11 protein-coding genes and 1 pseudogene are annotated in these 14,139 nt (G+C 71.4%); 9 read left to right on the plus strand and 3 right to left on the minus strand.

Going from position 1 to position 14,139, the window contains the following annotated elements:
* Positions 1–4: 4 nt before the first annotated feature.
* Positions 5–1,300, minus strand: coding sequence for an AMP-binding protein (locus ACQP17_RS33690; RefSeq protein WP_433859711.1), 1,296 nt, complete (start codon positions 1,298–1,300; stop codon positions 5–7).
* A 681-nt stretch (positions 1,301–1,981) separates the two neighbouring features.
* On the opposite strand from ACQP17_RS33690, the gene ACQP17_RS33695 reads away from it, so the two are divergent.
* The 8 genes and pseudogenes from ACQP17_RS33695 (at position 1,982) to tpg (ending at position 10,341) form a co-directional block, all read left to right on the plus strand.
* A complete protein-coding gene (locus tag ACQP17_RS33695) occupies positions 1,982–2,173 on the plus strand; it encodes a hypothetical protein (RefSeq protein WP_433859712.1) in 192 nt (63 codons plus the stop codon).
* 207 nt (positions 2,174–2,380) lie between these two features.
* Complete coding sequence (locus ACQP17_RS33700) at positions 2,381–2,878, plus strand: hypothetical protein (RefSeq protein WP_433859713.1); 498 nt, start codon at positions 2,381–2,383, stop codon at positions 2,876–2,878.
* A gap of 340 nt (positions 2,879–3,218) precedes the next feature.
* A complete protein-coding gene (locus ACQP17_RS33705; RefSeq protein ID WP_433859714.1) occupies positions 3,219–3,935 on the plus strand; it encodes a TetR/AcrR family transcriptional regulator in 717 nt (238 codons plus the stop codon).
* A gap of 36 nt (positions 3,936–3,971) precedes the next feature.
* Positions 3,972–5,495: pseudogene (locus ACQP17_RS33710) on the plus strand (FAD-dependent monooxygenase).
* 434 nt (positions 5,496–5,929) lie between these two features.
* Positions 5,930–6,466 (plus strand): tyrosinase family oxidase copper chaperone, encoded by a 537-nt coding sequence (locus ACQP17_RS33715; protein WP_433859715.1) that lies wholly within the window; start codon positions 5,930–5,932, stop codon positions 6,464–6,466.
* Positions 6,467–6,505: 39 nt separating this feature from the next.
* Entirely contained in the window at positions 6,506–7,324 is an 819-nt protein-coding gene (melC2, locus tag ACQP17_RS33720; RefSeq protein WP_433859716.1) for a tyrosinase MelC2, read from the plus strand.
* A 260-nt stretch (positions 7,325–7,584) separates the two neighbouring features.
* Positions 7,585–9,774: a telomere-associated protein Tap gene (tap, locus tag ACQP17_RS33725; RefSeq protein ID WP_433859717.1), complete on the plus strand. Its 2,190-nt coding sequence runs from the start codon at positions 7,585–7,587 to the stop codon at positions 9,772–9,774.
* A gap of 9 nt (positions 9,775–9,783) precedes the next feature.
* Positions 9,784–10,341: a telomere-protecting terminal protein Tpg gene (gene tpg / locus ACQP17_RS33730; RefSeq protein WP_433859718.1), complete on the plus strand. Its 558-nt coding sequence runs from the start codon at positions 9,784–9,786 to the stop codon at positions 10,339–10,341.
* Positions 10,342–10,474: 133 nt separating this feature from the next.
* Here tpg and ACQP17_RS33735 read toward each other — a convergent pair whose 3' ends face one another.
* Positions 10,475–11,896: a hypothetical protein gene (locus ACQP17_RS33735; protein ID WP_433859719.1), complete on the minus strand. Its 1,422-nt coding sequence runs from the start codon at positions 11,894–11,896 to the stop codon at positions 10,475–10,477.
* A gap of 338 nt (positions 11,897–12,234) precedes the next feature.
* On the minus strand, positions 12,235–12,759 hold the full coding sequence (locus ACQP17_RS33740; RefSeq protein WP_433859720.1) for an AAA family ATPase: 525 nt from the start codon (positions 12,757–12,759) through the stop codon (positions 12,235–12,237).
* A 301-nt stretch (positions 12,760–13,060) separates the two neighbouring features.
* Between ACQP17_RS33740 and ACQP17_RS33745 the strand changes: the two genes are divergently transcribed.
* On the plus strand, positions 13,061–13,984 hold the full coding sequence (locus ACQP17_RS33745; RefSeq protein ID WP_433859721.1) for a hypothetical protein: 924 nt from the start codon (positions 13,061–13,063) through the stop codon (positions 13,982–13,984).
* The last annotated feature ends 155 nt before the right edge of the window (positions 13,985–14,139 follow it).

The raw sequence follows: 14,139 nt of genomic DNA on the forward strand, positions 1-14,139 counted from the left end.
GCGGCTACGGATTCCGGGGCCGTGCGGCGGGTGACGGCACCGAGGCCGGACCGCGGAACTCCAGCGTGCCGTCCCGTCTCCAGCGGCCCAGCCGGCCCGAGGCCAGCACCGGGGCGGTGTCCTCCGCCAGGCAGGCCCCGTCGGCGCTGCGGATGCTGCCGTAGGGCAACGCGGGCCCCGTGGCGTGGACTTCACCGGTCTGCCCGTTCGGCACGGGGCAGCCGGCCGGGTCCACCACCTGCACATGGACACCCGGCACCGGGCGGCTGGCCCCCGGATGCTCCGGCCACGGGTTGTCGGGGCTGAACTCCCGGACCGTCCACGGCAGCGTGCCGTCCGCCGCGGCGAACTCCACCCACAGCGGCGCCCGCGGCAGCACCTCGAAATGCCGGTCGATCACCGTGCGCGGACAAGCGCCGCCGATCAGCACCGTCAGCCGCGGGGACACCGGGTGGGAGGCCAGGGAGAGCGGCTGCAGCAGCCGTCCGTACTCCTCCGGGCCGAACACCGCGGCGGCCCGGCGCCGGGGCGCCGGCGAACAGGTGAAACCGCCGTAGCGGGACGGCACATGCAGCGTGCCCCCGCAGGCGAACGCCCACCACATCGCGGGCAGCGTCGTCGGGCGGACCGGCGAATGGTGCACGATCACCCCGTCGTGCGCGCTGCCGGCCCGCCGGATCCGGGCGGACAGCGCCAGCTGCCAGGCGCGGTGGTCGGTCAGATAGCCGCCGACCCCCTGGCAGTCCCTGTCGGAGACCAGCAGATAGGCGGCCTCGGTGTGCCCGGAGCGCGGCAGCGCCGGGTCCGGTGGCTGGGCGGCGATCTTCGTCCAGGTGGCCGGGTCGTCCAGCACCCACGACTTGCAGCGGTAGCTCCACACCGGCCGCGTGGTGGTGCTGCACAGCACCGTCCGGGCCCCGCTGACCTCGGTGATCCGGTCCAGCTGCGCACCACGGGAGGACGCGGGGACGGGCACGCACACCCCGCCGGCCTTCAGCACCGCGAGCTGGGCCACGACCGCCTGCCGGTGGTCGCCGCAGTGCACGATCACCGGGTCGCCCAGCTGCACCCCGCCGCGCACCAGCTCCGAAGCCAGCTGCCCGGCCCGTGCTTCGGCCTCGCCGTAGGACAGATGGTGCTGCCCCTCCTGGACGGCTCTGGCCATCGGGAACCTGCGGGCGATGCTGCTGAACATGCCGTCGAGGGTCAGCGGCAGGGTCTGCGGCAGCCGCCGCCGGTAGGGCCGGTGCTCCACCTGCCCGAGCCTGCTGTCGTCGGACAGTGTCTGCTGAGCGACCACGTCGTCCCCCTTTCGTGCCGGCAACCACAAAAGAACGTCCGAGTGACGTGCACGCCGCATTCCCGGTGCGCAGTCGTGGCTCGAACCGGCGCCCTGCCCGCACAGCGGAGGCCGGGAAAGGAGCTTGTGTCGGCCGCGGCACCACCGGACGGGCCGGCGCAGCCCGGGCCACACCGCCCTCCGCACCTCGCGGCAGCGGCGCCCACGTCAGCGGCGTCCACTCCCACCAGGCGAACCATCGGCCGATCGACAGCTTCGCCGCACGTTTTGCCGCCGGACAAGGCTGTTTGCGGGGAACTAGGAGAATTGCTGGTTGTCCGGAGGCGGCGGGCGGGGGCGACGGGCGACCGCCGGATCAGCGATCTCGACCACCGGATCGGCGATCTCGACCACCGGGGCCAGGGTGGCGCCAGGGATGCCGGACCACGCCGAGGACGCTCATGGCCGATGACACGCACTCCTCACCTGACCCCGCCACCGCCTCCCCGCACGCCGCGCCCGCGTCCTTCTCCTCCGCCCCACCGCCGCACGCGCCCGCGCCCACCTGGCATGGGAGGCGGGCGGCCGGCCGCTCGACGCGACCTGGCTGGAGCTGTACGCCCGGGGCGCGGCCCGAACGCCCCGCGCGAAGGTCGTCATGGCCCCGCCGTCCCCCCCGCCGCCCGGCTGCGCGACCTCACCGTGCCCACGCTCGTGCTCCTGGCCGGGCGGAGCAAGGTGCACGACATCGCACGCGTGCGGGCCGGGGCCGAGCGGCTGTTGCCCGACGTCGAGTGCGCGGTCATCGACGACGCCTCGCACCACGGCCTCCCGATGGCGAACGCGGACCAGGTCAACCGCCGGCTCCAGGCCTTCTTCGGGGCGGCGCCCTGATCGAGGCGGCGGCCGACCCATAGCCGGGCCGTAGCCGACCGACGCGAGCCACAGCCCGAGCGCCGTCCCGCCCACCCCCTCACTCTTCCCGCGCCCCCGAACGCCCCGGAAGCCCGCCCACACGCCGTAGAGCAACCGGCATCGCATCAACTAGCCTCCTACACCGTCCAGTTGGCCCATCTGGTCCAGTGGTTACGGGAGGACGCGGTGACCTCACTCATGCGCAGGACGACAACATGCGGGCGCATCACGGCAGGAGCCGCGGTCGGCACTCTGCTGCTGCTGAGCCCCGCCCCCTTCGCGGCAGCGACACCGGCGCCCCGCGTGCCGGCCGGTGCCTCCGTACCCGCGACGGCCGGCCTCACCTGCGGGACCGCTGTCAACCCGAACGCCCTCTCCCACCCCGAGACCCTCACCGTCACCCGCACCGGCAACGCCACCGTGGCACTGCGCGACGGCCGGCGAGGCGGCCATCTCTACCTCTGGGCACGGATCACCGGTGCGCGCCGCGGCGACACCGTCCGCCTCGACTGGTCGGACCCCGGCCTGGGCGGCCGCCGACACCAGTGCTCCGCCACCGTCCACTCCGGTTCCGACCAGCACACCGTGGCGGCCGCGTACGCACAAAGCGGCGCCGGCCACCGCCAGTTCCGCGCCTGCGGCCACCACGGCGGCGTCACGCGGTGCACGAGGTGGGCTCCGTAGGTTCGGCCAGGTAATTCTTGCCGGTCAGGTCACCTCCGGAGGGCCGAGTGCCGGGCTGCGGAGCCCCCTTTTCGCGCGCCAGAGGCAACGTCCGCACAAACTCCCGCTCATCACCGGCCAGTTCATCGGCGACGTATGTCCCGGTCGTGATCCACCACCACCGACGAGGAGGAGCCGGCCCCGTCGTCCGTGCTCGGCGCAGGCACCAACTGTCCTGCCCACGTTGCCGGTTCGCACGCGCAGGCGGTGCACGCGATCGGGCGCCGGGGCCGGGGGCCGGGGACATTTTGGTACGGCGCAGCACTTTGGAACGCCGTACCAAATGTGCCACCATCGAGGCATGACGACGCGAGCACGCCGACCACAGCGGCGCAACCAGGTGCTCTCCCGGGAGCAGATCATCGACACCGCGGTCGCGATGCTCGACGCGGGCGGCGAGAGCGCGCTGACCATCCGGGCGCTGACCGAACGGCTCTCCACCGGTTCCGGGGCGATCTACCACCACGTGGGCACCCGTGACGAGCTGCTCGACACGGCGACGGAAACCGTGATCGGTGCGGCACTGGCGACCCGGCCCGCCGGGGCCGCGGCCACGCCCGCGGAGGAGATCCGTGCCGTCGCGCTGGCGCTGTTCGACGCGATTGCCGCACACCGGTGGCTCGCCACGCGGCTGACCCTCCAGATCATCCGGAATCCGGTCGGCCCGGTGACGGTGGGGATCCTTGAGCGGATCGGCGGGCAGATGGGCGCCCTGGGCGTGCCGCGAGTCTCCTGGTTCGCCGCGGCCTCGACGCTCCTGCACTACATCCTCGGCGCCGTCAGCCAGAACGCCCGCATCGAGGGAGACACCTCAGAGGTCGACCCCGGCGGGGAGCGCGACGAGTTCCTTGCGGCGGCGTTGACGGGATGGCAGGAGCTCGACCCGGACGCTTATCCGTTCCTGCACGCCGTTGTCGGCCAGATGAGAGAGCACGACGACCGCGAACAGTTCCTCACCGGCATCGCCGTCATCCTCGACGGCCTCACCCCGCTGCGCCGACCCGGCCGGTCCGGGTGAGTGGCCCCTCGCTCGTTCCTCGAAAGGACCCCTCTCATGCATGACGTGGTGATCGCGGGCAGTGGCCCGGTCGGTCTGTTCCTGGCCGGCGAACTGGCCCTGTCCGGCTGCTCGGTTCTGGTCCTGGAGCGGGACCCGGAACCCACCTCGCCCCTGAAGGCGTTACCGCTCGGGCTGCGGGGTCTGAACGCCGGGTCGGCCGAGACGCTCTACCGCCGCGGCCTCCTGGAAGCGATGACGCAGGCTTCGGGAGTCGACCCGCAGGAGGTGGGCGCGGATCCGGAAGCGGTCGTGGCGCCCGACCCCCGTGGGCTGAGCCACTTCGCGGGCCTGACGCTCGCCGCGGCCGCCATCGACACCACCGCCCTCCCGCCCCGGCTGCCCAGCCCGGCGATGGAGGGGTTCATGACGACCCTGGAAGCGGCCGGATCGGTACTGTGCGAGCGGGCCACCGCGCTCGGAGTCGAGATCATCCGGAACGCTCCCGTCACGGCCGTGGCGCAGGACGCCGAATCCGTCCTGGTCACGGCGGGCGGCCAGGACTACCAGGGGCGCTGGCTGGTGGGCTGCGACGGCGGGCGCAGCGCCGTACGCCGGCTCGCCGGCTTCGCATTCGTCGGCACCGAGCCGCTGGTCACCGGCTACGCCGCCAAGGTCACCTTCGCCGACCCCGAGCAGCTGCCGCTCGGGTTCAATCCGACGCCGCACGGCATGTATCTGCGCACGCCCTTCGAAGGGCACCTGGGCATGATGGACTTCGACGGCGGCGCCTTCGACCGCTCCCGGCCGCTGACCCCCGACCACCTCCAGACAGTCCTGCGCCGCATCACCGGCACCGACGTGACACTGACCGAGGTCCATCTGGCCTCCAGCTTCACCGACCGTGCCCGGCAGACGACGACGTATCGCGAGGGCAGGGTGCTGCTCGCCGGCGACGCGGCACACATCCACTCGCCCCTGGGCGGCCAGGGCCTGAACCTCGGCATCGGTGACGCCGTCAACCTCGGCTGGAAGCTGGCCGCCACCGTGCGCGGCTGGGCCCCCGAGGACCTGCTCGACACCTACACCAGCGAGCGGCACCCCATCGGCGCCGCCGTGCTCGACTGGTCCCGCGCCCAGGTCGCGACCATGAAGCCGGGCCCCAACGCCCCCGCGCTGCGTCGACTCGTCCACGACCTGATGCGCACCACCGACGGGTCAACGCACGTGTACCGCAACACGTCGGGGCTGTTCCACCGCTACGACCTGGGCAGCGAAAAGCCCTTCATCGGCTGCAGCGCCCCGGACTTCCGCTTCGAGGACGGCACCCGCCTCGGCGAGCTGCTGCAACAGGGGCGGGGAGTCGTGCTGGACTTCAGCGCCGACCGTGCGCTGCAGGTCGCGGCCAAGGGGTAGGAAAGCCGGATCCACTACGCGGCCGGCCCGGCGCGCAACGACCTCGGGCTGGGCGCCGCGCTGATGCGGCCCGACGGCGTCGTCGCCTGGACGAGCGAGCCCACCCCGGACCGTGACGCGTTCGAGCGGGCCGCCGCCCGGTGGTTCGGCGCGCCGCAGCACTAGAACGAACGGCTGCCAAGCGGCCCGGTCCGGACGCGGTGCTCGGACATCGGACGGGCCCCGCGAAGGCGTCCACGCCGGTCTCCGGCCTCAAACCCGGTGACTCCGTGGCCCCGTGCATTCACGCCGAGTTCCGGCCGTGCGGGGTCTCACGGTTTCGGCCGCGCCGGAAAAGGATCTGCGGCCGAGGGCGGCCCGCATCGCGGAATATCCGGTTCCGCGGAGAAGTGCGCCGGGGCATGAGTACGATCACCGCCGTTGAATCCTGCACCTCCACCCAGGTGTTGTCTCGATCATTGCTTGATTCGCCGGTGCAACTTGATGATCCGTTCGTCCCTGCCAGCATGTGGCGGCGCGGGCCGACTTTCGGCCCGCCGGCTCCAGCCCTCTGCGGACCGGCCCCGGAGGGGGAGCCGAGACGAACAGAGGAGTGGACCATGTCGCGTCCCACCCGACGCCAGGTGCTGTACGGCAGCGCCGCGGCCCTGACCGGAGCCGCACTCACCGCACCGATCGCCCTCGCCGGCACCGCCGCCGCCCGTCCCGCCGAGGGCCACGGGCACTCGGCGGGCGACAGCCACCCGGCGCATGACGGGCACTCCGACCCTGACATGCCGGAGCCCTTCGACGAGATGTACCAGGGCCGCCACATAGAGGGCTGGCCTGCGGACGCAGAGGGTGCGCGAAAGGGAAGCGCACACAAGGCGAAGGCGCGGAAGGCGAACGCGCGGAACGGAGGTCACATGAGCGGCGGAGCCCACGCGGAGCATCCCGCCGACCACGGCGGCATGCACGACGGCATGGACTTCGTCGTCCGCATCGACAACGACGACCTCCATGTGATGCGGAACGCGGACGGCACCTGGATCAGCCTGGTGAACCACTACCAGACGTTCTCCACGCCCCAGGCCCTTGCCCGCGCCGCCGTCCGTGAACTCCAGGGCGCCGACCTGGTGCCCGTCATCACCGGTTGACGCACGACCAGACCGTCCCCCCACCGAGGAGTCCTCGACATGGCAGTCCGGAAGAATCAGGCGGACCTCACCGCCACCGAAAAGCGGAACTTCGTCGACGCGGTGCTGGAGCTCAAGCGCAGCGGCCGCTACGACGAGTTCATCAGCACCCACAACGCCTTCATCATCGGTGACACCGACGAAGGAGAGCGCACCGGCCACCGTTCGCCGTCGTTCCTGCCCTGGCACCGGCGATTCCTGCTCCAGTTCGAGCAGGCCCTGCAGAGCGTCACGCCGTCGGTCATGCTCCCGTACTGGGACTGGACCGTGGACCGCTCACCCCGCAGCTCCCTGTGGGCCGACGACTTCCTCGGCGGCGACGGGCGCAGCGGCGACGGCCGGGTGACCTCGGGGCCGTTCTCCTTCGGCAGCGGGAAGTGGCCGATGAACATACGGGTGGACGGCCGGACGTTCCTGCGCCGCTCCCTCGGCACCGGAGTCCGCGACCTGCCGACCCGGGCCGAGGTCGACCGGGTGCTCGCCATGAGCGTCTACGATGCCGCCCCCTGGAACAGCTCCTCCGACGGCTTCCGTAACAACATCGAGGGCTGGCGCGGCCCGAACCTGCACAACCGGGTGCACGTCTGGGTCGGCGGTCAGATGACCACCGGCGCCTCACCCAACGACCCGGTCTTCTGGCTGCACCACTGCTTCATCGACAAGCTCTGGGCGGACTGGCGGCGGATGCACCCCACGTCGCCCTACGTCCCGAACGGGGACACCCCCGACGTCGTCGACCTCCACGACACGATGAAGCCGTGGAACGACATCACACCGGCCGACCTGCTGGACCACACCAAGTTCTACACTTATGCATGACAGGTCTATGACAGTGTTCCGTGTCGCATCCGATTCCCCAAAGGGCTTCTGACCGCGGCTCGGACCCCCTTGGCGTGGGCGGATCCTCGACATCCGCCCACGCCGATCGGGCGGGCTCGGGGGACGGGTCCGCCCGGGGCGCGCAGAACGAGGGCCTGTCGACCCGAGGCCACCGGGCGCGCAAACCGCCCGACGCCGGGCGTGCGCTTCACCGCGACGCCGGGTGTGTTTCGGCTAGGGTGTGCGCCGGAGGTGATCCTGTGGCCAACGAGCAGGACAAGCTGTTTGCCTCGGTTGACGCGCTGCTGGACCACGTGGCGGACCAGGATGCTCTGCCGGACCCGGGGGAGCGGAGGCGGCTGCGTGAGGCGGGCGGCCTGAGCCAGGATCAGGTGGCGCGTGCCTTGTCCGTACGGCGGGAGACCGTGACGAGCTGGGAGGTCGGCAGGACCGAGCCGCGGCCGCCCAAGCGCGGAGCGTACGCCCGGCTGTTGGAGGGCCTCGCCACCCGCTACCCGGCCGAGCCCACTACGGCCGGCCGCCCCGCGCCGACGTCGCCGAACGCCTCCGCCCCGACCGTGCCGCAGACCGCCACCCCCGCCGCACCGGCGACCGTCCTCCCCGCCCCGGCGCAGGAGCCGGCCCCGGCGGCCCCGGCCGAGGCGCACCCAAAAACCTCCCCACCGAATGCCGCCCGGTCGAAGAACTCCCTCCCGAGGAACTTCCCGAAGAACCCCGCGCCGGGGACGACCGCACCGAGGAAGCCGGCCGACGCTCCGTCCGAGTCCGACCCCCGCTTCGCCCACGGCCCGCTGGGAGTGCTCGACGACGACGGATCGCTGCACTGCGTCGGCGGCCTGGTCCTCGACTGTCCGGCCAGGACCCTCCCGGAGCTGGTCGCCTGGACGCTGACCGAGGCGAAGCTCGGCGCGCCGCGGCTGCACCGCTCCGGCAAGGACGCCGACCCGCTGATCGTGCTGACCGCCGCGGCCGCCGAACTCCTCGGCCTCCCGCCGGAGTTGGAGGACCGCCGCGGACTTCGCCTGCCCGACGACCACCCGGTGATCAAACAACTGACGCGCGCGGAATGGCAGTTGACCCGGCGCGGCTTCGGCCCCTGGGCGCGGGTCTACCGTCCCACGGAGGGCGGCAGGCGCCGGTGCGTGCAGCTGGCCGTCCTGCCCTGGGGCGCGCTCGACGAGCGTTCCTGGGGCGCCACGGGAACGCTGCCGCCGGCCGACGTCGCCGCGGTCCTCGGCTCCTACGCCCAGCGCGTCATCACGCCGCGCGGTTCGACCGCCGTGTGCGGCCTGGAGCTGATGACCGCACTGCGCCCGCCGACCCGCGCCGTCAGGAACGAGTCCGGATCCTGGGTGTCCGGCCCGGTTCCGGGCTCGCTCACGGAAGCGGTGGATCCGGCGCCGCCCGAGGCCCCGATGGAACACCCCGTCGTCGCCGCCCGCTACCCCCGTTTCCACGAGCGCACCCCCGACCAGGTCGTCGACGAGGAGGCCTACGACTGGTTCCGCCCGCTCACCGACGAGGAGTGCACCGCGGGCTATACCCACGCGGTCGGCCTCGACGTCAACATGGCGTTCGCCGCGGCCGCCAACCGCCTCCTCGTCGGCCTCGGCCCCGCCACGCAGGAGCAGCACCCCGACTTCGACCCGAAGCTGCCCGGCTCGTGGCTCGTGGACCTTTCCCACCTCGACCTCGACCCCCGTCTCCCGTCCCCGTTCACCCCCAAGGGCGTACGCCCCGACGGGCCGGCCTGGTACTCGACCTCCACCGTCGCCTACGCCGTGGAACTCGGCGCCCGGGTCCGGCCGACGGAGGCGTACGTCCGCCACGACAGCGGCGCCTACCTCGACCCCTGGTACACCAGGCTGCGCGACGCCTATATGGCCACCATGGCCGACCTCGGCGTCACCGCCGGCATGGCCGACGCGGACTTCCTCGCCGCCATGGCTCACCACAAGGACGTCGACCCGGGCCGGGCCGCGGTCCTGTCCGCCGTCAAGTCCAGCGTCAAGGGCGGCATCGGCAAGCTCCGCGAACGTCCGCAGAGCGCGCGGCACAAGCACGGCGAGCGCTGGCCGGCCCTGGAACGTCCGACGTGGAGCCCGCACATCCGGGCGGAGCTGATCGGCAAGGCACGTACCAACATGCATCGCAAGATGACGAAGCTCGCCGCCGCCGGCCTGTTCCCCGTCGCGGTGCTCTCCGACTGCGCCGTGTACCTCTCCCACGGCCCGTCGCCGCTCGACTTTCTGCCGTACACGCCGGAGGGCAAGCCGGTGCCGGGCGGCTTCCGCCTCGGGGTGTCGCCCGGCATGGTCAAGCACGAGGGCACCCAGGACTTCCTGTGGCTGGCGTCGATGATCGAGGACGAGCAGCTCAATCCCGCCCGGCACATCAAGGGCACCGACGCCGCCGCCGACGGGGAGTAGACCAGCACGATGGGCATCATCCAGGACAGCCTCGACAAGGCAGCGGAACACACCACCACCCGCCCCATCCCCAAGTCGGGCCCGGCGCAGATGCGGTTCCTGGTCAAGGCGGAGAAGGGCTCCACCAGAGCCGTTGCCGCGCTGCTCGGCATCTCGCAGCGTACGGTCGAGCGCTACGTCAAGACCCAGCTCAAGCGGCCCCGCCCCGACCTCGCCGCGCGCATGGAGCGCGAGGTCCGCAAGCGGTGGCAGCCGCGGGTCCGCGAACGGGCGAGGAAGCGGGCGGCGACCACCGACGGCATCGTCATCGAGACCCGGGCCCGCTTCGGCTTCACCGCCGCCCCGGGCTCCACCGACGACGGCCGCATCCGCCTCATCACCCAGGCCCTGCCCCCGGCCTACGCGGCCCGGCTCTTCGACGCCCGGGCCGCCGGCGCCGCCGAACAGGAACTCCAGAACATCGCCGCCGAGGGCCTCCAGGAGATCTACTTCAAGGACCGCGGCCGCCGCGCCGACGGCCTCCAGGTCGAGTTCACCGACATCGACTACGTGGAGCTCGACTACTAGTCAGCACTCGATGGCTGATCGTCCCTCTCGCCGGAGTGAGCCGAGGCGCGAGAGCTGTCACCAAGGCAGGCGTGCTGTCACCAGGGCCACCGGGCGGCGAGTGCTGAGCAGAGTTCTGGACCGCGGTGCAGTCTCAGCTGTCCAGCCCGGCTTCCCACTTGCGCCGGCGCAGCATGTGGTCGCTGAAGAGGTGTCGGCTCCGGTCGAGCAGTTCACCCACCTCCGCGTCGCCGTGCCGCACGTCCGGCGACGCATGCCAGCGCTGCACTGATTGCGCGGCCCAGGTGCGCAGCTTCATATCCGGGTCCTCGAACAGCCCGACCGCCGCCCGTAGCGCCACGATGCCGCCGCGCGCGTCGAGCAGCCGGAACGCGCCGACGCGGATGTGCCGCGGCCACTCGGAGCCAGTGCGCTCCAATAGCCAGTCGGCGGGCAGTTCCTTGACCGAGGGCAGCAGGGCGGCGGCGGTCTCGCGGACGACCCCGGCGGCAGGGTCGTCGAGGAGCGGCCGCAACTGCTTCGCATCCGCGCAGTCCAGCGCCCGCAACCCTGCCACCGCTCGCGCCCGCACCCTGGCCGCCGGGTGCATGAGCAGCGGCCGCAGCAGCCCGGCGTCCGCGCGGCTCCCGCACTCGGCCAGCCCGATGACCGCACCGGGCGGCAACTCGGGGTCGTTCCCTGCCGTGCACCGCTCCCGGTACCAGGCCGCCGGGTCACCACCCTGCTGTCGTACGACATACCGGGCACAGGCACGCACGAGTGCGGAACGGTCACTGAGAAACGGCTCCGCATGCTCTGACTGTCCCGCCCGTCTCAGCGCGGTGACGCCGGCCGAACGGGTGCGCGGGTTGCGGGCGGACAGCAGCGGAGGCAGCACACCCTCGTAGGCATCCTCATCCCCCAGAGCCGTGAGCGCCGCTGTGGCACACAGGTCCTGGACCACGGTGTCCTGGTCGCCGGCGGCCGCGCGGGCCAGCTCAGCGGGCCGGAGCAGTCGGCCCTCGATGGCCAGCCGGTACGCGAACCGCCGGACGATGCGGTCGGGGTCGGCGAAGAGAACAGTGAGCTGCCCGTGGGATGCCTGGCGCAGGATCTGGCCGAGCACATCGACGCCGAAGGCACCTCTGTCGCGGCGGCCGACGCGGAGGATGAGCGGCGCGAGGTCGAGGGCAGAGTCCACGTTCAGGGCCTCGCGCAGCAGCTGCCGGGCGTGATCGCGCACTGGGCCGACCCAATCGGCGCAGCGGATCACGACCAACGGCAGCAGACCGGGGTATCGGACCGACTGACGCACCGCCTCCTGACGGATCCGCCCGTTGCGGTGGCAGAGGGCGAGTGCGAGCCGAGACTCGCCGAGCTGAGTCAGGTCGGCGCGCAGTGGGGCGGAGCGCTCCCACCCCGGCAGGAACTGCGGGCGGTGCCAGGCCACCTCACGCACTCCTGCGTCCAGCGCGAGCCAGTCAGCGGGGTCAGCGACATCAAGCGTGCTGTGAAGCGGCGCACCTCCCGCGAGCCGCGTCGCTGCCGCTGTCCCGTCCTCGATGTCCTCAAGCATTCCCGCCCCTCCATCAGTCGTACCAGGTGATCGTAGGGGGCGGGTTCGCGTACGGCGCGCGAAATATGGCCCGTGATCGCCGAGGGCCGCCGCTTGGCACGCTGCCCACCAGAAGCCGAACGCGGTGGGTGACATCGCCCTTGCTGCGCTTGCCGCTGGTGACAGGTAGCGCGCCGCATCGGTGACAACCACCATGCTTTGTCCTACCGAAGCCGTAGGCCGGCGGATGCCGATGGTGACAACCATCGTGCTTCGGCACACCGGAGTGAGCCGAGGCACGAGAGCTGTCACCTGGGCAGTCTTTGGTCACCTGCGAAGTGCGGTGGCGCAAGGGCGTCTCAACTCTTGACGGCCTCCGCGATCTGCCGGGCGGCCCGGGCGGGGGTGAGGTGCGTGGTGTCGACGACCTCGGCCTCGGCGTGCAGCCACGTGCGGGCCGCCTCGGCGTAGGGCTCAAGGTGTCGCAGACGGAACGGGGAGTCGGGGCCGAGAACGGTGTCGTTCGCGATGCGCGCGCGGAGGGTGTCCTGGTCGGCATGGAGGACGAAGTGTCGGACCGGAATGCCGTGCTGGGCAAGGCCCGAGCTGATCTCGCGCCAGTACTGCTCGACCAGGACGGTCATGGGCATCACCAGGGTGCCGCCGGTGTAGTCGAGCACGCGACGGGCGGTCTCGACCACGAGCGGCCGCCATGGCGGCCAGTGCTGGAAGTTGTCCGTCGCGGGCAGTCCTGGCGTGATGTCCATGAGTGTCTCGCCGACTTTCTCGGCGTCGAACACCCGTGAGTCCGGGATCAGCTGCTGCACGAGCGCACCGGTCGTCGTCTTGCCTGCGCCGTGAGTGCCGTTGAGCCAAAGGATCATGGACTTGACGCTAACGGCATGCGGGCCACAGGGACAGCTCCTGGTGACCACCGCCGGCGGTCACTTGTGAAGGAAAGCGCCGGTGCGGCGTTCTTCCCGCTCGCCGGGCACAGGCTTGATCTCGATCTCACGCATGAGGGACACCCCCTTCGACTTGCTGTTCGTACGCAGCCCAAGCGCACGCCGCACTTCCCGAGAAGCGAGGAAATGGCCCAACGGCCCTTTGAGGGAACGTAATTGCCCGAAGGCGCATCGGACAGGTCGTAGGCTCGGTGACCTCGACCGGAAGGATGACCACAGCGTGCGCGAGCAACGGAGAGCCACGGAGGCGCAGACGACCCCGCAGGCCGCCGCCGGGCGCAGAGCGTCCCTCACCGGCATGGCCACGCTTCAGCAGCGTGCGGGGAACGCGGCGGCAACCCATTGGGTCCAGCGCCGGACCGGAGCCCTGAACGAGCACTACGCCACGAGGCCCACGGAGCACCCCGAGTGGGCGACGTACCAGAAACTGACGAAGGCTGCGGGCATTCCCCAAGCCGAGGCCGACGACGCCTGGCAACTCCTGCTCGGTGGGGTCGACTCGCAGCACGCGCTGAACGTTGAGGCAGCGGCGAGAACGAGTGACCGCCAGGAGCAGCGCGAGATCCGTGCGACGAATACGTGGTACCAGGAGTTCGTCAAGCTCATCACCAAGCACCTGGAGATCAAGACGCCCACCATGGCCCTGTGGGCCGGCGGTATCGAAGTCAACGACTACGCGTACGAGAAGGGACACACACCGCTGGCGCAGACCCGGATCGGCAGCGTGCTCAACGTCCTGGAACTGCACCCGGACTGGAAGCTGACCGGGCCGATGTGGAGCATCCTGTCCAAGGCCTTCGTGTCCCTCGCCACCGGCCCCGTGCACATCTTCGTGCGGGCCTACTCTCCCGACAGCATCCTCATCAGGCTGGAAGTCCCCCAGCTCCGACTGGTCCAGCGGCTGAACCCGAACGTGAAACTGATCTGGCACCCCGTGTACACCGGTCCGGACGGCCGGACGAGGGAGATCTCGCGAGACTGCCACCTCGTCGACAACGCGGAGTACGACACACGCGACACGTGCGTGAGCACCCTCATCCAGTACCTCAGACTCTTCCACGACGAGAGCAACACCGAAGCCGCCCCCGCCCACAAGAGCATGGAGCAGCTCCTCGCTGCGAACGGCCACAAGGACGGTGTCTGAACCGGCAGCTCACCGGCCAACCCGCGGACGTCCCGAAGCCAACCACAACTCCTCTGCTGCGAGCACCAGTTAGGGACCTGATCTCCACCACTCCCGAGCCCAGTCGTTCCCTCTGCATCGACAGAGAATGTGTTTGGCTCCGCGGGGCGGTGTGC

It is taken from the genome of Streptomyces kronopolitis, from assembly GCF_050953795.1.
GTDB lineage: Bacteria > Actinomycetota > Actinomycetes > Streptomycetales > Streptomycetaceae > Streptomyces > Streptomyces kronopolitis_A.